The sequence below is a fragment of the Haloarcula laminariae genome, assembly GCF_025457605.1.
GTDB classification, from domain to species: Archaea; Halobacteriota; Halobacteria; order Halobacteriales; family Haloarculaceae; genus Haloarcula; species Haloarcula laminariae.
Genome location: NZ_JAMZFY010000001.1, coordinates 1,547,918 through 1,567,695, shown reverse-complemented (window position 1 = coordinate 1,567,695; position 19,778 = coordinate 1,547,918). Strand labels below are relative to the sequence as shown.

General features: G+C 66.7%; 14 protein-coding genes. 5 read left to right on the top strand and 9 right to left on the bottom strand.

The window, feature by feature from the left end; genetic code table 11:
• Positions 1-12: 12 nt before the first annotated feature.
• Genes NJQ98_RS07980 through NJQ98_RS07970 form a run of 3 tightly spaced genes read right to left on the bottom strand, consistent with a single transcriptional unit; the run spans position 13 to position 3,226 of the window.
• A complete protein-coding gene (locus NJQ98_RS07980) occupies positions 13-1,092 on the bottom strand; it encodes a M24 family metallopeptidase (RefSeq protein WP_262177640.1) in 1,080 nt (359 codons plus the stop codon).
• A gap of 53 nt (positions 1,093-1,145) precedes the next feature.
• A complete protein-coding gene (locus NJQ98_RS07975; protein ID WP_262177638.1) occupies positions 1,146-2,255 on the bottom strand; it encodes a Gfo/Idh/MocA family protein in 1,110 nt (369 codons plus the stop codon).
• Positions 2,256-2,257: 2 nt separating this feature from the next.
• Complete coding sequence (locus NJQ98_RS07970) at positions 2,258-3,226, bottom strand: sugar phosphate isomerase/epimerase family protein (RefSeq protein ID WP_262177636.1); 969 nt, start codon at positions 3,224-3,226, stop codon at positions 2,258-2,260.
• Between the two features lie 196 nt (positions 3,227-3,422).
• Between NJQ98_RS07970 and NJQ98_RS07965 the strand changes: the two genes are divergently transcribed.
• Positions 3,423-4,673, top strand: a complete 1,251-nt coding sequence (locus tag NJQ98_RS07965) for a mandelate racemase/muconate lactonizing enzyme family protein (RefSeq protein WP_262177635.1) — start codon at positions 3,423-3,425, stop codon at positions 4,671-4,673.
• 96 nt (positions 4,674-4,769) lie between these two features.
• Here the strand turns inward: NJQ98_RS07965 and NJQ98_RS07960 are convergent, their stop codons facing one another.
• Both NJQ98_RS07960 and NJQ98_RS07955 read right to left on the bottom strand, forming a co-directional pair.
• A complete protein-coding gene (locus NJQ98_RS07960; RefSeq protein ID WP_262177634.1) occupies positions 4,770-6,338 on the bottom strand; it encodes an AMP-binding protein in 1,569 nt (522 codons plus the stop codon).
• The gene (locus NJQ98_RS07955; RefSeq protein WP_262177632.1) at positions 6,331-6,456 is read right to left on the bottom strand and encodes a hypothetical protein; all 126 of its coding nucleotides are present in this window, start codon (positions 6,454-6,456) and stop codon (positions 6,331-6,333) included. The genes NJQ98_RS07960 and NJQ98_RS07955 overlap by 8 nt, the downstream gene beginning before the upstream one ends.
• 209 nt (positions 6,457-6,665) lie before the next feature.
• Here NJQ98_RS07955 and ppc point away from each other — a divergent pair, with 209 nt between their 5' ends.
• A complete protein-coding gene (ppc, locus tag NJQ98_RS07950; RefSeq protein WP_262177630.1) occupies positions 6,666-9,362 on the top strand; it encodes a phosphoenolpyruvate carboxylase in 2,697 nt (898 codons plus the stop codon).
• A 74-nt stretch (positions 9,363-9,436) separates the two neighbouring features.
• On the top strand, positions 9,437-9,889 hold the full coding sequence (locus NJQ98_RS07945) for a universal stress protein (protein WP_262177628.1): 453 nt from the start codon (positions 9,437-9,439) through the stop codon (positions 9,887-9,889).
• A gap of 5 nt (positions 9,890-9,894) precedes the next feature.
• Here NJQ98_RS07945 and NJQ98_RS07940 read toward each other — a convergent pair whose 3' ends face one another.
• The 4 genes from NJQ98_RS07940 to glpA all read right to left on the bottom strand — a co-directional run bounded on the left by NJQ98_RS07940 (position 9,895) and on the right by glpA (position 16,229).
• Positions 9,895-11,748: a hybrid sensor histidine kinase/response regulator gene (locus NJQ98_RS07940; RefSeq protein WP_262177627.1), complete on the bottom strand. Its 1,854-nt coding sequence runs from the start codon at positions 11,746-11,748 to the stop codon at positions 9,895-9,897.
• 119 nt (positions 11,749-11,867) lie between these two features.
• Positions 11,868-13,238 (bottom strand): anaerobic glycerol-3-phosphate dehydrogenase subunit C, encoded by a 1,371-nt coding sequence (locus tag NJQ98_RS07935; RefSeq protein ID WP_262177625.1) that lies wholly within the window; start codon positions 13,236-13,238, stop codon positions 11,868-11,870.
• On the bottom strand, positions 13,235-14,509 hold the full coding sequence (gene glpB / locus NJQ98_RS07930; protein WP_262177623.1) for a glycerol-3-phosphate dehydrogenase subunit GlpB: 1,275 nt from the start codon (positions 14,507-14,509) through the stop codon (positions 13,235-13,237). Before glpB ends, NJQ98_RS07935 begins: the two co-directional genes overlap by 4 nt.
• Positions 14,499-16,229 (bottom strand): anaerobic glycerol-3-phosphate dehydrogenase subunit GlpA, encoded by a 1,731-nt coding sequence (glpA, locus tag NJQ98_RS07925; protein WP_262177621.1) that lies wholly within the window; start codon positions 16,227-16,229, stop codon positions 14,499-14,501. Before glpA ends, glpB begins: the two co-directional genes overlap by 11 nt.
• Positions 16,230-17,163: 934 nt before the next feature.
• Here glpA and glpK point away from each other — a divergent pair.
• Both glpK and NJQ98_RS07915 read left to right on the top strand, forming a co-directional pair.
• Positions 17,164-18,696 carry a glycerol kinase GlpK gene (gene glpK / locus NJQ98_RS07920; RefSeq protein WP_262177620.1) on the top strand — a complete coding sequence of 511 codons (1,533 nt, stop codon included), beginning with the start codon at positions 17,164-17,166 and terminating at the stop codon, positions 18,694-18,696.
• A 3-nt stretch (positions 18,697-18,699) separates the two neighbouring features.
• The gene (locus NJQ98_RS07915; protein WP_262177619.1) at positions 18,700-19,770 is read left to right on the top strand and encodes a DUF7973 family transport facilitator; all 1,071 of its coding nucleotides are present in this window, start codon (positions 18,700-18,702) and stop codon (positions 19,768-19,770) included.
• The last annotated feature ends 8 nt before the right edge of the window (positions 19,771-19,778 follow it).

The following is a 19,778-nucleotide window of genomic DNA, read 5'->3' as shown; positions in this document are numbered from 1 at the left end:
TTTCGGCGTCAGTCAGCGGTCGAGGACGGCGTGACGGGACAGCGCAACGTCGTAGCCGATAGCTTCGACCCGCCGGGTCGGCCACTCGCCCGTCCCCGAGAGGAGTTCGATACCGTCAGCGGTGACCAGATGCGTGTCCTCGCTTTTCGCCCCCTGGACGGTCGGATTCCAGGCGTACCCCTGGGGGAGTACGACTGGGTTGTCGCTGTCTGGGGTCGCAATCCACTCCCGGCCGGCGTGGCCCGCCGCGCCGCCCTGGTGGTGGTTGCGCCACTCGCCGTCCCACCCGACGGCGTCGTAGGCCCGCTGGACGGCGTCGAAGACGTCACCGGCCGTGCCACCGTCGCGGCCGACGGCCCGCGTCGCGGCCAGCGCGGTCGCCTCGACCCGCATCGCCGAGCGCGTCCGCTCGCGGAGCCAATCGGGCGCGTCGAACGCTATCGTCCGGGTGCAACTGGTGTACAGCCCCCCGCGCTCGGCGGTCACCGAGAGCAGGGCGTACTCGCCCAGCGGCTCGGCCTGGGGCGTGTAGTGGCGGTACCGCTGTGCGCGCTCGGCCCCGCCGACCAGCGCGACCGGCGAGTCGATGCCCGATTCGGCCAGTTCGCCCCGTAGCGCCGCCGCGACGGCCCGTTCGGTGTCTGTGGACTCGACTCGCCGGGCGACCGTCTCGACCGCCTCGGCCGTCTCGGCGCTCAGCGTCCGATACCGCTCGCGCTGGCGCTCGGTCAGGGGCTGTCGGAGCGTGGACGCGTCCAGGGCCTCGAAGCCGGGCACGTCGAAGTCGGCGGCGGCCGGGTCCGGGCTCGCCTCGGCGACGGCCGAGGGCAGGTCAGTCTCGTACCACGTGTAGGTCTCGACCGCGACGTCGTCGTCGAGTTCCTCCGCACGCAGCCGCGACCCCTCGATGTTGTCCGTGACGACCGTGACCCCGTCGCCGTCGTAGCCAGCCGCCGCGAGGCCGATATCGCCGCCCCGGTCGACGACGTTGTCGCCGCCGGTCAGCCAGGCGAAACTGTTCGGTCGGGCGAACCAGACCGCGGCCAGGTCGTTGCGCTCCAGATACGCGTCGAGTCGGGCGGTGACTGACATACCGGCCCAACGAGGGCCGGTCGATTAAAACCGCGCGGTGTGGGCGGGCCGGGTCAGCGCACCGACACCCGCTCGCCGCGCTCGTCGCTCTCCTCGACGGCGGCGAGCACCTGCTGGACCGCCAGCCCGTCCGCGAAGCTCGGTTCGTACGCTCCGCCCCCGGCGACCGCCGAGAGGAACTCGTAGTTCTCGTGGACGAAGGTGTGTTCCCAGCCGATGACGTGGCCCGGCGGCCACCAGTGGTCGACGTAGGGGTCCTCGGGGTCGGTGACCAGAACCGTCTCGTACCCCCGCGACCCCTCGCGCAGGACCTCCAGTTCGTTCAGCCGCTCCAGCGAGAACTTCAGACTCCCCTTCGACCCCTCTATCTCGATCGTGTGGTCGTTCTTGCGCCCGTTGGCGAACCGGGAGGCTTCGAGGGTGCCCATCACGCCGTTCTCGAAGTCGACCTGCGCGCTGTAGGCGTCGTCGACGGTGACCTCTCGGGTCTCGTTTTCGCCCTCTACGGGCCGCTCGTCGACGAACGTCCGGAGGCGGCCGGACACCTCGGCGATGTCGCCGACGAGGTACCGCGCGAGGTCGATAGTGTGCGCGCCGAGGTCCCCCAGCGCACCGCTGCCGGCCATCTCAGCGTCGTTGCGCCACGACCACGGGGCCTCGGGGTCGACGAGCCAGTCCTGCAGATAGCGCCCGCGGAAGTGGTGTATCTCGCCCAGGTCGCCGTTCTCGATGAGCTCCTTGGCGTACTGGATGGCCGGGATGAACCGGTAGTTGAACGCGATGCCGGCGGGGACTCCCGCGTCGCTGGCCGCGTCGGCCATCGTCTCTGCGTCTTCGAGCGTCGGCGCGAGCGGTTTCTCGCAGAACGTCGGCGTCCCGGCCTCCAGCGCGGCGATAGAGGGCTCCGCGTGGACGTGGTTCGGCCCGAGGTTGTAGAACACGTCCACGTCGTCGACCACGTCCCGCCAGTCGGTCGCGGTGCGAGCGAATCCCAGCCGGTCGGCCGCGTCGGCCAGTGCGTCCGCGTCACGGCCGACGAGGACGTCGCGGTTCACCTCGGGGGCGTCGTCGAAGAACATCGGGAGCCTGGCGAAGGCGTTGGCGTGGGCCTTGCCCATGAAGCGGTAGCCGAGGACGCCGATGTCGAGTGGTTCTGCTGGCATCGTTATTCGGTCCAGTAAACGTCACCCGGCTGTGTCCGAAAGACGGCGCGGTCCAGCACGTCGACGGCCTTCTCTAACCCCTCGCGGGCGCTGGTCAGGGAGTCCTCGTGTTCGATGGAGAGGGCCCCGTCGTAGCCGACCATCCGCAGGGTCGAGACCACGTCCTTCCAGTGGCTCTCGTCGTGGCCGTAGCCGATAGAGCGGAAGAGCCACGAGCGGTCGGGCTCGCGGGTGTACGGCGTCGTATCGAGGACGCCCTTCTCGCGGGCCCGGTCCTCGTAGACCTTGGTGTCCTTGGCGTGGAAGTGGTGGATGGCCCCGTGTTCGCCCAGCAGCCGGATGGCCGCGGTCACGTCGATGCCCTGCCAGTAGAGGTGCGAGGGGTCGAAGTTCGCGCCGACGTACTCGTTGGTGGCGTCGCGCAGTTCAAGCATCCCGTGGGGCTCGTAGATGAGCATGTTCGGGTGCATCTCGATGGCCACGTCGACGCCGTGGTCGGCGGCGTGGGCGGCCAGGTCCGACCAGTACTCCGTCGCGACCTCCCACTGGTACTCGTGGGCGTCGGCGTGTTCCTGGGGCCAGGGCGCGGTAATCCAGTTCGGGACCTCGTCGTTCGGGCCGCCGGCGGGCAGCCCCGAGAAACAGGTCACCGTGTTCACGTCCAGCTGGTCGGCCAGCGTGATAGCCTCCCGTAGCTCCGTGTCCGCGGTCGCGGCCCGCTCCTCGTCGGGGTGGAGCGGGTTGTTGTGCGTCGCGAGCGCGCTCACGCCCAGCCCGTACTCGTCGAGCAGGTCGCGGAACTCGGCCTGCGCGTCGTCATCGTCGAGCAATTCGCCGCGGTCGAGGTGGTCCGAGCCCGGGTAGCCCCCACAGCCGATCTCGACGGTGTCGACGCCGATGCCGGCGAGATACGAGAGGGCGTCATCGAGTGACTGGTCTCCGAGCGGAACTGTTAGCACACCGATATCCATGCCAGACGGTACGACAGGTGCTATCATAAAATCCCTGGCGGAGCGGACCCGGGCCCGCTGACGGTCGTCTCCGGGTTGTTAGACGGAGTCCCCGCGGCCGGAGACGGCCGCACGCCGAGACTGTCAGTCCGGTGTGAACGACGGTTGTAGATGCTTATCCTCTAGGTTTTTGTGAGGGGGCCAGTAAGCCACCCGCATGGGAAAAGCGAACGACATCGATTACGCCGACCTGCACGACCCCAACGCGGAGTACACGATGCGAGAGCTGTCCGCCGAGTCGATGGGGGCGACGGCCAAGCGGGGCGGCGGCCGGGACGTAGAGATAACGGACGTCCAGACCACGATGGTAGACGGGAACTTCCCGTGGACGCTGGTCCGTCTCTACACCGACGCGGGCGTCGTCGGGACCGGTGAGGCCTACTGGGGCGCCGGCGTCCCCGAGCTCATCGAGCGGATGAAACCCTTCATCGTCGGCGAGAACCCCCTGGACATCGACCGCCTCTACGAACATCTCATACAGAAGATGTCCGGCGAGGGGAGCGTCGAAGGGGTCACCGTCACCGCCATCGCCGGCATCGAAATCGCGCTGCACGACCTCGCCGGGAAGATTCTGGAGGTGCCGGCCTACCAGCTGCTGGGCGGGAAGTACCGCGACGAGATGCGGGTCTACTGTGACTGCCACACCGAGGAAGAGGCCGACGCCGACGCCTGTGCCGAGGAGGCCCGCCGCGTCGTCGACGAGCTGGGCTATGACGCCCTGAAGTTCGACCTCGACGTCCCGAGCGGCCTGGAGAAGGACCGCGCGAACCGCCACCTCCGCTCCGGTGAGATCCGACACAAGGCCGAGATCGTCGAGAAGGTCACCGAGGAAGTCAAAGATGAGGCCGACGTGGCCTTCGACTGCCACTGGACGTTCTCCGGTGGGTCGGCCAAGCGACTGGCCGAGGCCATCGAGGACTACGACGTCTGGTGGCTGGAAGACCCCGTCCCGCCGGAGAACCTCGAAGTCCAGGAGGAGGTCACCAAGTCCACGACGACGCCCATCACCGTCGGCGAGAACCGCTACCGCGTGACCGAGGAGCGCCGGCTCATCGAGAACCAGGCCGTCGACATGGTCGCGCCCGACCTCCCGAAGGTCGGCGGGATGCGCGAGACCCGCAAGATAGCCGACGTGGCAAACCAGTACTACATCCCGGTCGCGATGCACAACGTCGCCTCGCCGGTCGCGACGATGGCCAGCGCACAGGTCGGTGCCGCCGTCCCGAACTCCCTCGCCGTCGAGTACCACTCCTACGAGCTGGGCTGGTGGGACGACCTGGTCGAGGAGACCGTCATCGAGGACGGCTACATCGAGATTCCCGAGGAACCGGGCCTGGGCGTCACGCTCGATATGGACGCCGTCGAGGAACACATGGTCGAGGGCGACACGCTGTTCGACCCGGCGTGAGCCGGGTCGAAAACGTGGAGCGGCGCTCCACGGCATTCGACGAAGCATAGCTCCGTCGCGCCCGCAAGACCCGATTTTCGCCGTTCGACGGGGTTACTACTCCCCGCCGAACCGCTCGACGACGGCCTGCCGGTCTATCTTCTCCGGGCCTGAGGTCGGCATCTCGTCGACGAACGCCAGGCGTTTGGGCACCTTGTAGCCCGCGAGCCGGCCGTCGCAGAACGCCTCGACGTCGGCGAGCGTGAGCGAGTCGTCGCCTTCGACGACGGCCTTGCCGACCTCGCCCCACCGGTCGTGGGGGACCGGCACCACGACCACCTCGTCGACGCCGTCGTGAGCCGAGAGCGCCGCTTCGACCTCGCTCGGATAGACGTTCTCCCCGCCGCTGACGAACATATCCTTCTTGCGCCCCTCGATGCGGTAGTAGCCCTCGGCGTCGACGCTGGCGAGGTCGCCCGTCGACACCCAGCCGCCGCCGAACGTCGCCTCGGTCTCCGCGGGCTCGTCGAGATAGCCCGCTGCGGCGTGGGGCGAGCGCAACTGGAGTTCCCCGACGGTGCCGGGCTCGACCGGCTCGCCGCCGTCGACGACGCGGGCCTCGACGTGCATCGCCGGTTTGCCCACCGTGTCGGCCTTCTCCCGGGGCCAGCCGTCGGGCATCGCGAAGTTGTTGGGGCCACACTCGGTGAGGCCGTACCCCTGCGAGAGGTCGATACCGCGGCCCCACCACTTCTCCATGACCGACTGGCGACAGGGCCCGCCGCCGGACTTGACGGTTCGCAGCGACGAGAGGTCGGCGGCCGTCCAGTCGTCGTGGTCGGTCAGCATCCGCAGGACGGCGGGCACTGCCACGAGGACCGTCGCGCCCTCGCGTTCGACTGTCGCGAGTAGCTGACCCGGGTCGAACTCGCGGGCGAGCACAACCGTCCCGCCCATATGCCAGACGGGGACCGTGACGACGTTCCACCCGCCGGTGTGGAACATGGGGAAGGTCAGCGGCGTCACGTCGTCGTCACGCAGCCCCCACGAGGCGATGGTGTTCAGGGAGTTCCAGACGACGGCCCGGTGGGTCACGACCGTCTCTTTCGGCGTGCCCGTCGAGCCGCCGGTGTGGAGCAACAGATGCGTGTCGTCGGGCGCGAGCGTCGGTGTCTCGACGGGGCCGTCGTCGGCCGGGAGCGCCTCGGCGTAGGTCGATACGTCGGTGGGGACCTCGCCGCTCGTGTCCGCGCCGTCGGTCGTCTCGATTCCCACCACGGCCGGCGCCGCAGTGTCGGCGTCGGCGAGGGCCGCCCGCGTCTCGTCCAGAAACGGCGCCTCGACGGCCAGGAGGGCGGGGTCGACCCGGTCGAGCAACTCGGCGAGTTCCGGCGGCGCGAGCCGGTGGGACAGCGGCGCGAGGACGCTCCCGGTCTTGGCCGTTGCGAGGAACAGGTCGACGACCGCGGGGCGGTTCCGCGAGACGACGGCGACGCCGTCGCCGCGGCCGACGCCGTTCGCTCGGAGCAATCGACTCGCGCGGTTTGCCCGTCGGTCGAGCGCCGCGTAGGTGTACCGCCCGCCGGTGGTCGCGTCGACCAGCCCGGTTCGGTCGGGCGTCAGCGCCGCCCGCTTCTCGCTCCAGGCACCGACCCAGGCCTGCGGGCCGTCCGTGAACTCAGACATCGGACGCGAACACCCTGAGCGTACCGTCGACTGGGTCTGTCCGCTCGACGAAGCATGGATGGGGAGCCCCCTCGAACTCCTCGGCCGGCCCGCCGCCGTCGTTGGTCGCGGTCGCCATGGGCCCGACTACGCGACCCGCGCGTTTCAATGTGTGTCGGCTGGCGCTCGCTGGCGCCCGAGGTGGTATGTCACACGGTCTCCCGCGGCCGAAAATTCAACTCCGTGAACGCGCTCAGAAAGGCGTTTCTCATGAACAACCACAGGGGACGGAGGCGCGGACCTCACTGATTCAATAATGTTTTAGGCGTCGGATTTGGAGAGACTGGTATGACTTTGCACGCCAGAGAGATAAACCAAGACGTACGGGAGCTTGGCGAGCTCCTGGGTGACGTTCTCGAGGCGCAATCTTCGACTGAAGCGTTCGAAATCGTTGAGCGGACTCGACTGGCCTCGATCGAGTACCGCCGGGGCGACGCCGAGACCCGCGAGGAGGTCGGTCGCACCCTCGACCGCCTCGACCCCGAGATGCAGGACATCGTCGCCCGGGCGTTCACTACCTACTTCGAACTCATCAACCTCGCCGAGGAGCGCGAACGGGTCCGAGAGACCCGAGAAGGGAGCCAGGAGGGCATCCTGGCCGACAGCGTCGAGGAAGCCGTCGACATCCTGGACGAGCGCGGCGCCGACGGGGAAGAGCTACAGCAGGTCCTCGAGGACGTGCTCATCGAGCCGACCTTCACCGCCCACCCGACCGAGGCCCGCCGGAAGACCGTGAAGGCGAAGCTCCGGGCGGTCGCCCGAGACCTCGAACAGCTGGACGAGGTCCGGCTGACCGACCGCGAGGAGGAACGGGTCGAACGCGACCTCGCCGCCGAGGTGACGAGCCTCTGGCAGACCCCGCAGGTCCGTGAGCGACGCCCCGAAGTGACCGACGAGGCGCTCAACGTCCAGTGGTACCTCGAAAACGTCCTCTTCGAGGTCATCGACGAGGTGTACGACGAGCTGGAACGCGCCATCGAAGAGCGATACGACGAGGACATCGACGTCCCCAAGCTCTACGAGTTCCGTTCGTGGGCCGGGTCGGACCGCGACGGCAACCCCTTCGTGACCCCCGAGGTCACCGAGGAGACACTGGAGCGCCAGCGTGACACCATCCTGCCGCTGTACCGCAACAAGCTCAAGGAGCTCTCCGGCGTGCTCAGCCAGGACGCCTCGAACATCACCACCGACGCCACCTTCGACGAGCGGCTCCAGGAACACAAGGAGCGGCTGCCGGGGATTGCCAGCGAGGCCGAGGAGCGCTACCCCGACGAGCCCTACCGACAGAAGCTCAAGCTGATGCGCGAGTCGGTGCTTCGGGTCAGTGACGTGCGACAGGGCGGTTACGAGAACCACGAGGAGCTGCTGACGGACCTCCGCGCCATCGCAGAGAGCCTCCGGGAGAACAACGCCGAGGTCATCGCCGAGTCCCACGTCGACCCGCTGGTCCGGAAGGTCGACACCTTCGGCTTCTCGCTTGCGGGCCTCGACCTCCGTGACCACCGCAAGATGCACACGGACGCCATCGCCGAGTCGATGGAGCGACAGGGCATCGACTACGCCGGGATGGACGAGGACGAGCGCGTCGAGTTCCTCACGGAGGCCATCCTCCAGGACGGTTCGGTCATCGACATGGAGGACGCGACCGGCCTCTCCGATGACTCCGCCCGCGTGCTGCGGCGGTTCCGCAAGACGGCCGACTGGCAGGACGAGTTCGGCGTCGACGCCATCGACACCTACGCCATCTCCTGGTGCGAGGAGCCCAGCCACGTGCTCGAAGTCCTGTTCCTCGCCGACCAGGTCGGCATCGTCGACCTGCCCGGCTACTGCGGGCTGGACATCGTCCCGCTGCTGGAATCGGAGTACGCGCTCTCGGGGGCCCGACGCATCATGGGGACCCTGTTCGAGAACGAGGCCTACCAGATGGCCCTGGAGGCCCGCACCGGCGTCCAGGAGATAATGCTCGGCTACTCCGACTCCAACAAGGAGAACGGCTTCCTGGCCGCCAACTGGTCGCTGTACAACAACCAGAAGCGCCTGGCAGACATCACCGGCGACTTCGACGTCGACATGCGGCTGTTCCACGGCCGCGGCGGCTCTATCTCCCGCGGCGGCGGCCCGATGAACGACGCGATGCTCGCGCTGCCAAACGAGACCGTCACCGGTCAGATAAAGTTCACCGAGCAGGGCGAGGCCATCGCCGAGAAGTACGCGAACCACGACATCGCCGAGCGCAACCTGGAACAGATGCTGAACGCCCAGGTACGGGCCCGACACAACGCGATGGAGGACCCCGTCGAGGAGATACCCGAGGCGTGGCGGGAGGCCATGGAGACGGCCGCCCCCGCCGCCCGCGAGGAGTACCAGGACCTCCTCCAGACCGAGGGCTTCGTCGATTACTTCGAGCAGGCCACGCCCATCACGGTCATCGAGAACCTCAACATGGGCTCGCGGCCGGCCTCCCGCAGCGAGGACCGCAGCGTCGACGACCTCCGGGCCATCCCGTGGGTGTTCTCCTGGACCCAGGCCCGCTGTATCATCCCCGGCTGGTACTCCATCGCGACCGGGCTGAACGCCTACCTGGAGGACGGCGGCGACATGGAGACGCTCCAGGAGATGTACGAGGAGTGGCCCTTCTTCCGGACGAAAATCGACAACGCCTCGCTCGCGCTGGCCCGGACCGACTTCGACATCGCCGAGGAGTACGCCGACCTCGCGGACGACGACCTCCGGGAGCGCATCTTCCCGCGGCTCAAGGGGGAGTACGACGAGACCGTCGACCTCGTCCTCGACATCACCAAGCGCGACGGCCTGCTCTCCCGCGAGTGGCTGGAGGAGAACCTCGAACGCCGGAACCCCTACGTTGACCCGCTGAACCTGCTGCAGGTCCGGCTGCTCGCCCAGTCTCACCTCACGGAGACCGAGAAGCGGACCCTGCGGCTGACGGTACAGGGAATCGCCGCCGGGATGAAGAACACCGGGTAACGTCCGGCCACGTCGGCTACACGCGGCGTCGTTTTTGCCAAAGAACTTAATCACCGGTAGGGTACATACCTGATATGGCACTCGAAACCCTGCTTCTCGCAGTCGGACCCAACGACGCGAACCGAGTCGAAGAACTCGCGGACACCGTTATCGACATCGCTGGGCCGGCCGGGGCCGACGTAGTCATCGCACACGTATTCACGGACGAGGAGTACGAGAACGTCGTCGAGCAACTGGAGTTTGCCGCCGTCGCGGAGGCCGACGCCGACGAGGTCGCCGACCGACACACGACGGTCCGGGAGCTCCGCGACCTCCTGACAGCGGCCGAGATATCCACGAGCGTCCAGGGTGCGGTCGGCGACCACGGCGACGAAATCGTCGACCTCGCGAAGTCCGTCCACGCCGACCTCGTCGTCGTCGGCGGCCGCAAGCGCTCGCCGACGGGCAAGGCCGTCTTCGGCTCGGTCGCCCAGGAAGTCATGCTGTCGTCGCCCTGTCCCGTGACCTTCGTCCGCGGCGACGAGTGAGCCGGCTACGGGCCTCTCACACTCGTAATCTCGAAGCGCGCGCCGCCGTGCGCTGACTCGGTCAGCGATATCTCCCAGCCGTGGGCCGTCGCTATCTCCTCGACGATTTTCAGTCCGAACCCGGTTCCAGACTCGCCGGTCGAGTAGCCGGCGTCGAAGACGTCCTGTCGCTCCGACTCCGCGACTCCCGAGCCGTCGTCGGCGACGTAGAACCCGTCCGGGAGCGACCCGACGGTGACCGTCACGTCCTCGCTTCCGTCGACGGTATCGACTTCCGGCCGACCGTTCGGGTCGTCGCCGGCGTCCTGACGAGCTTGTGAGTCGGGGCTCGTGGAACCGTGTTCCACGGCGTTCCGGAAGAGGTTGCCGAGCAGCTGTTCCAGCCGGTGGCGGTCGGCTCTGATTGTCAGGTCGGTATCGACCGCGAGCGTCGCCTCGGCCGTCGAGACGTGTTTCCACACGCTCTTTGCGGCCGTCGCTATCTCGACCGGTTCCACATCCGTCGCAACGTCGCCGGCCCGGGCCAGCGTCAACAGCTCGTCTATCAGCCGTTCCATCCGGTCGTGGCACTCGCTGACACGGTCTAGATGGTCGCTGTTGCACTCCTCGCGTGCGAGCTCCACGTGGCCGCTGGCGACGTTCAGCGGGTTCCGGAGGTCGTGGCTGACGATGCTGGCGAAGTCATCGAGCCGTTCGTTTTGCTCCTGCAGTTCGCGTTCGCGCTCTCTGTGGTCGGTGACTTCGTGGGCGACGCCGACGACGCCGTCGATTTCGCCGTCGATTCGCAGCGGCGTCAGCCGGAAGGAAAGCACCTCGACGCCGTGGTCGGGAAACTCCGCCTCGATTTCGTCCCGTATCTCCTCCCGGTTCCCATCCAACAGCTCCTGGTACGGGTCCCCGTCGGCGTCCGCACGGACCTTCTCGATGAGGTGGCCCTTCCGTCCGACTAGCTCCGCCCGCGTGGTTCCGTAGAAGTCGGCCAGATAGTCGTTGACTATCTCGAACCGTCCGTCGGCGTCGTAGATACACGCGGCCTCCTCCATCGTGTCGAAGATGCGCTTGTAGCGCTGTAGCTTCTGTTCGTGTCGCCGCCGCTCCGTGATATCGCGTACCGTCCCGCGGAGGCATCGAACGTCACCGCCCTCCGTCGTCGGCCGTATCGTAATCTCGACTACCCGCTGCTCGGCGGCGGCAGTGCGGAGCCGCCACGTCCCGCGGTCGCGGTCGCCGGTCTCGGTCGCCCGGTCGAGCGCGTTTGCGACCTCCTCGCGGTCGTCCGGGTGGACGAACGACAGCAGTTCGACCCTGGGGAGCAGGGTCCGTTCGTCCAGTCCGAGCAGGCGACACAGGCCGTCGGTCAGGAGCGCGGTGTCCGTCGCGGCGTCGAGTTCCCAGCCGCCGGTGTCGCCGACGAACTCGGTCAGCCCCATCAACTCCTCCCGCCGCACTGCCAGCCGTTCGCTACGCCGCGCCTCGACGGCGTCTCTGACTCGGTCGGCCAGCAGTTCGTACCGCTCGCCGGTCGCCTCCTTCCGGAGATAGTCGGTGACGCCCGCCGAGAAGGCGTCGCTGGCGACCGCCTCGCTCCCACGCCCGGTAAAGAGAACGATAGGTAGCTCCGGGTATCGCTCCCGTACGGCTTCGCAAAACTCGATACCGTCCGCGCCCGGCAGGTTGTACTCCGAGACGACACAGTCCGGCGGGTTCGCTTCGAGCGTCTTCCGCGCTTCACTGGCGCTGGGGGCTATCTCCACGTCGAACTCCGCCGTCCGCCGTAAAACCGCCGCGACGGACGCCGCTACGTCGGCGTCGTCGTCCACGAGAACCACCCGGACGTGATCGGGAGTCCGACGGAACACTATCTAACGTTATTTATTATTGTATATATTGGTTGTCGCTTACGTATCACATCTGATAGTGTCCGGCCGGCGACGTCGAACGCGGCGACGTAAACGAGAGGACCCGAGCGCGCCTATACTCACTCCACGAGCGCGGCTTCGAGCAGTTCGAGCGGGTGGCGGACCTCGTATCCGGTGCCGTGTTCCATCTGGCTGGCACAGGTGGGACACTCGGTCATGCCGACCTCGCCCTCGGCGTGTTCCATGTGTTCGAACATCTCCTCGCCGATCTCCATCGACTTCTCGTACTTCTCTTCCTTCCAGCCGTAGGTGCCCGAGATGCCCGAACAGGACTCGCCGACGTCCTCGATGCCGGCCCCGTCCAGGTCGCGGAACAGCTCGACGGACTGGCGGTCGAGCCCCTGGTTGCGGGCGTGACACGGGGCGTGGTAGGCGAACTCCTCGGCCAGTTCGCCGGAGACATCTGTCTCCTGGATGTCCTCCTTGATGTCCTCGTGGATGCGCAGATACTCCAGGGACTCGAAGGTGTTCTCGGCGACCTTGTCGATGCCGTCGATGTCGAACAGCTCGGGGTACTCCTGTCGGAGCGCCATCGAACAGGAGGTACACGACGCGATGGCGTCGTACCCCTGCTCGACGAGGTCCGACATCGAGGAGACGTTGACCTCGGCGTGGCGACGGGCGTCGTCGAGCATCCCGTTGGCGAACATCGGCGTCCCGGAGCACTTCTGCTCGGGCGCGACGACCTCGTAGCCGTAGTGTTCGAACACCCGGACCATCGCCTGGCCGACGTTCGGGGAGTTGTAGTTCGAGTAACAGCCGTGGAAGTACGCGACCTTCTTGTCGGCGTCGCGGTCCAGTCCCAGTTCCTCGCGGCGCTGCTGGGCGTTGCGTCGGGAGGCGTCGGCACCGCCGCGGGCCGCCCACCACTCGCGGAACGTCTCCTCCGCGAACTCGGGGAACTCCCGCTCTTTGGTGACCCCCAGCGTCTTCTCCATCAGCCAGCGGGCCGGCCCGAAGTTCATCCCCCAGTTCGCGAGTTTGGGGACCTTGCTCGCGATTGCCGCCGACGTGCGGTAGTTCGCGAGAATCCGGTTGCGGACGTACTCGATGGAGAACTTGTCCATCTGCTCGCTGACGTACTCCCCGCGGGCCGTGTTGTGCATCTGTGAGAGGGGGACGCCCGACGGACAGGCGTTGTCACAGCGCATGCAGTTCGAACACGACATCACGGAGTCGTCTATCTCGTAGTCGTCGTCGGTCTGTTTCAGCCGCCACTGCTCGGGGCCCTGGAACTTCGGTCCGGGGAACTCGTCGTCGACCTCGGCGACCGGGCAGTTGGTGTCACACACCGAGCACTTGAAACAGGAGTCGGCGCCGGGTCGCAGGTCGAAGTCGTTGCTGTCGGGGAAGACGTCGACCGGTTCGAAGTCCTCGCCCGTGTTCGGTTCCACTGGGTCGAACTCTGTTGGGGATTGTGCGTCGCTCATCGTGCCTCCGCTGCGGCGTTCTCGCCCGCCACGTAGCCTGTCGCAATCGACACTCCGCTACCGGATTTCTCTGCGGCGAAGTCGTAGCCGCCGAGCACCGACCCCGCCGCCCGCAGGTTCTCGAACTGGACCGCGCTGTCGGCGGTCAGCGGCCGCAGGGTCTCGTCGGTCTCGACGCCGAAGCTGGCGAAGGGGTGGTCGCCGAAGGCGTCGCCGTCGAACCACTCGTAACGGTCCTCGCCGTGTTCGATGTGACAGTCGAAGACGGGCTCCGTCACGCTCTCGCGGTCCGACTCGATGCCCTTGCCGACCAGCCCGCCCGTCGCGAGGACGTACTGGTCGGCGCTGTTGGGAATCTTCGCGCCGTTTTTCTCGATGTACACCGTCTCGATGCGCTCGCCGTCGGCGTCGAAGTCGACGACCGGGTTGCCGGTCTCGAAGCTCGCGCCGGCCTCGTCCAGGGCCTCGAAGAGGGCGTCTTCGAGCCGGAGCCCCGGAAGCGAAGGGGGCCCCATCGGGACCTCGAAGACGTCGGCGCCGATTTTCTCCTCCAGGGCCGCGCGCACGGCGTCGGTGTGGGCGTCGCCGAGGATAGCCGGAAAGCCGATCCGTTCCTCCGTGTCCCGAACGGTGTTGACCCGCTCGGCGAGCGCGTCGCGGGCGCCCTTCTTGCGACCCCGCACGGCCACGTCGCCGTTGGTGTCGAGCAGTTTGGCGTACCGGGTGATCTTCGCGTCGGCCTGCAGGTCGCCCGGGAACCGGATGGTCTCGCCCCGCACGTCGAAGGGGACGCCGGCCGCCTCCAGATGGGCGGCGGCGTGTGGCGCGTCGAAGTCGACCAGCGATTCGAGCCCAACCAGCAACACGTCGCGGTCGTCGCTTGCCAGCCCGGCGGCCGCCCCGGTCGGGTAGCGCGCCGTCGGCTTGACCGTCCCGCCGTGGGTCGGCACCAGGGCGTTCGTGTCGGTGTGGTCGCCCCGGTAGTCGGTCACCTCGTCGAACAGCGACATCGACTCCCGGACGGTCTCGACGCCGACCCGCCGGTAGGGGTGTTCCTCGGGCAGGTCGCCCATCGCGGCGTAGGGGTCGGTTATCGGCCCCTCGCCGTCGGGCGTGTATCCGAGCAGGTCCACCAGCCCGGAGGCGTGACGGAGCGAGCTCTGCTTGTAGGAAACCAGGCGCACGTCCGCGCCCTCGCGCGCCGCCTTTAGCGCACTGGTCAGCCCGGCGAGGCCGCCGCCGATGACCAGCACCTCGGAGTTAATCGCCATTCCGTGTCCCCCCGTCGGCGGCCACGTCGGCAGTCCCCGAGGCCTCGCCCGCCCCCACGCCGCTGTCGAAGGCGGCGAAGTCGACCGGCCCACCGTCGGCCGGGTCGTTGTCGCGGTTCTGCGTCGTCGAGTGCAGCGCGTAGTTCAGCGCGGCCTGGGAGAGCTGTTCGCCCCACAGGGCGTGTCGCTGGCCCTTCCAGCGCTCCTGCAGTAGTTCGTCCCACGCCTCCCGGGCGATGTCCTCGCTGTACTCGCCGTGGAGTTCGCTCGCGAGCCGGCTACAGCAGAAGCCGCCCTGGCAGTTCCCCATCGACGCGCGGGTCCGGATGCGGACCGCGTTCAGGTCCGACCCCGACTGTTCGATGGCGTCCTGTACTTCGGCGCGGGTGACGCCCTCGCAGTTACAGATGGTCGGGTTCGGGTCGCTGGTCTTGAGCACGTCGTCGGCTCGCGAACCGAGCCGTTCGACGCTCCGCCGGCCGATTGGCGAGCGGAGACCGAACTCGTCCATGTAATCGCGCAGCACGGAGAAGTCCTCGCTGCCGGGCAGCGGTTCGTCGGCGGTGCGACACTCGGCGTCGATGCCGAACTTGGCACAGACGTGGTCGGATATCTCCTCGCCCATCATCCGGTAGGTGGTGAACTTCCCGCCGACGATGGAGGTCATCCCCTGCAGGTCGTCGCGCTCGTCGTGGTCGAGCAGGAAGTAGTCCCGGGTGATGTCCGTCGGGTCGTCGCTGCCGACGTCCGGGGGCTCGTACAGCGGGCGGACGCCCCAGAACGAGCGGATGGTGCGGGCCTCATCGAGCATCGGTACCAGCTCTTTGAGGGTGTCTATCATCTTGTCGACCTCCCAGCCCTCCTCGGGGTAGTCCTCGGGGTCTTCGACCTCCTCGTCGGTCGTGCCCAGGATAGCGGTCGTCTCGTGTGGGACGACGATGTCGGCGTCGCCCTTGGGCTTGCAGCGGTTGATGACCGTGTCCACCTGCCGGATGTTCATGATGGTCATCACGCCCTTGGAGGGTCGAACCGCGATGTCGACGTTGGCCATGTCGCCGATGCGACCCGCCCACGCGCCGGTCGCGTTGACGACGTAGTCGGCCCGTATCTCCTCGGTCCCGCCTTCCGTGCCGTGGACGCGCTTGCCCGAGCCCGAGGCGTGTTCCACTTCGAGGCCGACGACCTCGCCGTCCTCGATGATGAGGTCGGTGACCTTCGAGTGGGTCTCGATGCGGGCGCCGTGTTCCTCGGCGCTGGCCGCGTTCGCCACGACCAGCCGGAACGGGTCGATGGCGCCGTCGGGAACGGTAATCGCTTTCTCCACGTCCTTCGCGAGATGGGGCTCCATCGCGCGGGCCTCCTCCCCGGAGATGACCTCCGCGGGGATGCCACACTCCTTGCAGCCTTCGAGTTTCTCCTGGAAGTACTCCTCCGAGTCCTCTGGGCGCTTGACGAACAGGCCGCCGGTCATCTCGACGCAGTGGCTCGCGATGTCCCGCAGGACCCGGTTCTCCTCGATACACTCCGTCGCGCTGGCCTGGTCCGCCACGGCGTAGCGACCCCCGCTGTGGAGCAGGCCGTGCATCCGGCCGGTCGTTCCGTGTGTCAGGTTACCCTGTTCGACCAGCGTGACATCGAGCCCCCGCATAGCCAGGTCGCGGGCGATGCCGATACCGGTCGAACCGCCGCCGATGACGGCGATGTGTGGTGTCTGTGCCATCTGTTATACCTCGGCTTTGGCTCGCATACACTTTATTTTACCGCTAAACAGGGGTCCGCCAGTAAATTTTATTAGTAATCATGGATGTTTCTCCAGCCGCGGCTACGGGCCGGATGTAGGGAGCAACTGGCCCGCAAGCGACGCTAGTCAAGTGGCCATGTACACACTTACGAACGCCAGCAAATTACTGTAGGGGTACAGACCGCCTGATATCTATAAGGGCGCCAGATGGTTCCGAGATTAATACTATCTTAGCGCGCACGCGCGAGTCACACCCGGTTCTCTCACTCGCGACCACCGTCTCCGGCCGACGACCTGTCAACTTTGGACAGGGAACCGAACCGGCGCCGGGACATCTTCGTGCGGCCGGCCAGCGGGACACCGGCTCCAACGCGCGTCGGTGTCGTGGTCGGAGTGACGGACTGGCCACTTCGCCCTCGCGCCGCCGGGCAGGGTGCGCCCGAATGTGCGGGCCAACCTTGACCGCCGCAATCTCCGACACGAAGCCGACACTGGCGTTGGATAATACGCCAGGTAACTGTACGAACTGGCTACTCCAGCGGCGATTACCCTGGAATCGGCGACGAACACCCGACAGGCATGATTTATCATATATTTTACTGACTCTGTTTCGAACCGGGGCGCGGGCCGTGAATCTTGTTGCAATATTCGCCCCTACAGCGGTCGCAACCGCGTCTGGCCGTCAGTCATGCGCAGAATTAAACATCAATTGAAACACAGGATAGCGTAATGACATCAGTTACAACGGCTCAAAGATGCCGAATTGACCCGTTTTAGCGCCTCTCACATCACTCTCGGTATTTTTTACTACCTCTCCGAGGCCAGCAGTAATCTTTATAATGATTCACTATATTGTTTACTCTCAAGGCGGGGTCTTGGATAAACAAGGTCCGCCCAACGGAGAACACACACAATGGCAGATACATACGTCGGTGCGATCGACCAGGGGACGACCGGAACCCGCTTCATGGTATTCGACCACAGCGGCCAGGTCGTCGCGAACGCGTACGAGAAGCACGAACAGATTTACCCGGAACCCGGCTGGGTCGAACACGACCCGATGGAGATATGGGAGAACACCAAGGACGTCGTCACCACCGGTCTCGACGAGGCCGACCTCGACCCCGAACAGCTCGAAGCGCTCGGGATTACGAACCAGCGTGAGACGACGATCGTATGGGACAAAGAGACAGGCAAGCCGGTCCACAACGCGCTCGTCTGGCAGGACCGTCGAACGACGGACCGCGTCGAGGAGATCCAGGAAGAGGACAAGGTCGAGTGGATCCGCGAGAAGACCGGCCTGGAATGTGACGCGTACTTCTCGGCGACCAAGACCGAGTGGATTCTCGACAACGCCGAGCCCCTGAAGATGGAAGCCTCCCGCGGCGAGGACGTTCGCGACCGCGCGGAGAACGGCGAGCTCCTCATGGGGACCATCGACACGTGGGTTATCTACAACCTCACCGGCAACCACATCACTGACGTGTCCAACGCCTCGCGGACGATGCTGTACAACATCCGCGACCTCGAATGGGACGACGAGCTCCTCGACGAGTTCAACGTACCCAAGGAGATGGTGCCCGAAGTCCGCCCGTCCTCCGACGAGAACACCTACGGCTCGACGGACCCGGACGGCTTCCTGGGCGCCGAAGTGCCCGTCGCGGGCGCGCTGGGCGACCAGCAGGCCGCGCTGTTCGGCCAGACCTGTTTCGACGAGGGTGACGCCAAGAACACCTACGGTACTGGTTCGTTCTACCTGATGAACACCGGGACCGACGCCGTCGCGTCCGAGAACGGCCTCCTGACGACCATCGGCTTCCAGATGTCCGGCGAGCCGGTCCAGTACGCGCTGGAGGGCTCCATCTTCGTCACGGGCGCCGCAATCGAGTGGCTCGAAGACGTGGACCTGATCAACAACGCCGCCCAGACTGCGGAACTGGCCCGCTCGGTCGACTCGACCGACGGCGTCTACATGGTGCCGGCCTTCACGGGCCTGGGCGCCCCACACTGGGACGGCCGAGCCCGCGGGACCATCGTCGGGATGACCCGTGGTACCCGGAAAGAGCACATCGTGCGTGCGACGCTGGAATCCATCGCCTACCAGACCCGCGACATCGGTGAGGCGATGGAAGAGGACTCGGGCGTCGAGACGACCAGCCTCCGTGTCGACGGTGGTGCGGTCAAGAACAACTTCCTCTGTCAGCTCCAGTCCGACATCATCCAGACGGACATCGCGCGACCGGAAGTCGACGAGACGACGGCGCTCGGTTCGGCCTACGCGGCCGGCCTGGCCGTCGGCTACTGGGACACCGTCGACGAGCTGCGCGACAACTGGCAGATCGACCGCGAGTTCAGCCCCGAGATGGACCCGAGCGAGGCCGACAAGCTCTACAGCCGCTGGGACGACGCCGTCGAGCGCTCGCTCGACTGGGCACAGGAGGAATAACGTATGGTCGACCCAGTTGCACTCCAACTCGGCTTCGAAACGCCGGTAGCTCTCGTCTACTGGCTGATCGCGGCCTTCGCAGGCGGCGCGTTCGGTGCGGCTGTCGGCGCGCTGCCGGCGTTCTGTTTCACCGGCTTCGCAGTCATCGCCGGTGAAGCGGCCAACCTCGTCAGTGTCGTCAGCGAAGGCTCAGCGGCCGAACTCGGCTCGTCCGGGCTGACCAACCTCGTCGGCTTCGGTCCGGTCTTCGGTCCGCACATCGCCTTCGCCGGCGGTGCGGCCGCGGCCGCCTACGCCGCGAAGAAGGAAGGCGCCATGTACCCACAGGGTGACGGCGAATACCACCCCGGGAAGGACATCGCCTACGCGCTCGGTACGCGCCCGGACGTCCTCGCCGTCGGTGGTGCCTTCGGTATCTTCGGCGCGCTCTGTAACAACGTCCTCGCGACGTTCTCGCCGGTCGGCTTCGACACGATCGCCTTTACGGTGTTCTTCTCGGCGCTCGTTCACCGAGTGGTCTTTGGCTACTCGCTGTTCGGTTCGCCCGGCGGCAGCGGCTACTTCGACATGACGCCGTTCGAGAACGGCGAAGAGGTCGCCGCCGACGGCGGCGAGGAAGTCATGCGCCCGGCCGTCGAGCCGTGGCTCCCCCACCAGTACAAGTGGGCCCACGTCGCTATGATCGGCCTCGTCGCCGGTCTGCTCGGTGGCTTCCTGGTCATCACGACCGGGAGCATGTTCCTCGGGTTCGGTATCTCCGCGGCGACGCTGACGTTCCTCAACCTCGGCGTCGAGAAGATTCCGGTCACCCACCACATGACCCTGCCCGGCAGCGCCGGTGCGGCCGCGTTCGTGGCTGACCCGACCGGGTCGGCCCAGCTCGTCGCGCTCGTCATGGGCGGCGTCTTCGGTGTCCTCGGTGCCCTTGTCGGTGAGGCCGGCCAGCGTGTGTTCTACGCACACGGTGACACCCACGTCGACCCGCCGGCGTTCGCAATCTTCGTCTGTACGCTCATCATCGGCATCCTGGCCCTCGCCGGTGTCACGCAACGAGCGCTGTTCGTCCCCTTCTAAACGGGACC

Coding starts and splice junctions, on each gene's coding strand:
- NJQ98_RS07935 (WP_262177625.1), bottom strand. CDS start 13,238: ATGAGCGACGCACAATCCCCAACAGAGTTCGACCCAGTGGAACCGAAC.
- ppc (WP_262177630.1), top strand. CDS start 6,666: ATGACTTTGCACGCCAGAGAGATAAACCAAGACGTACGGGAGCTTGGC.
- glpB (WP_262177623.1), bottom strand. CDS start 14,509: ATGGCGATTAACTCCGAGGTGCTGGTCATCGGCGGCGGCCTCGCCGGG.
- glpK (WP_262177620.1), top strand. CDS start 17,164: ATGGCAGATACATACGTCGGTGCGATCGACCAGGGGACGACCGGAACC.
- NJQ98_RS07945 (WP_262177628.1), top strand. CDS start 9,437: ATGGCACTCGAAACCCTGCTTCTCGCAGTCGGACCCAACGACGCGAAC.
- NJQ98_RS07970 (WP_262177636.1), bottom strand. CDS start 3,226: ATGGATATCGGTGTGCTAACAGTTCCGCTCGGAGACCAGTCACTCGAT.
- glpA (WP_262177621.1), bottom strand. CDS start 16,229: ATGGCACAGACACCACACATCGCCGTCATCGGCGGCGGTTCGACCGGT.
- NJQ98_RS07955 (WP_262177632.1), bottom strand. CDS start 6,456: ATGGCGACCGCGACCAACGACGGCGGCGGGCCGGCCGAGGAGTTCGAG.
- NJQ98_RS07960 (WP_262177634.1), bottom strand. CDS start 6,338: ATGTCTGAGTTCACGGACGGCCCGCAGGCCTGGGTCGGTGCCTGGAGC.
- NJQ98_RS07980 (WP_262177640.1), bottom strand. CDS start 1,092: ATGTCAGTCACCGCCCGACTCGACGCGTATCTGGAGCGCAACGACCTG.
- NJQ98_RS07915 (WP_262177619.1), top strand. CDS start 18,700: ATGGTCGACCCAGTTGCACTCCAACTCGGCTTCGAAACGCCGGTAGCT.
- NJQ98_RS07965 (WP_262177635.1), top strand. CDS start 3,423: ATGGGAAAAGCGAACGACATCGATTACGCCGACCTGCACGACCCCAAC.
- NJQ98_RS07975 (WP_262177638.1), bottom strand. CDS start 2,255: ATGCCAGCAGAACCACTCGACATCGGCGTCCTCGGCTACCGCTTCATG.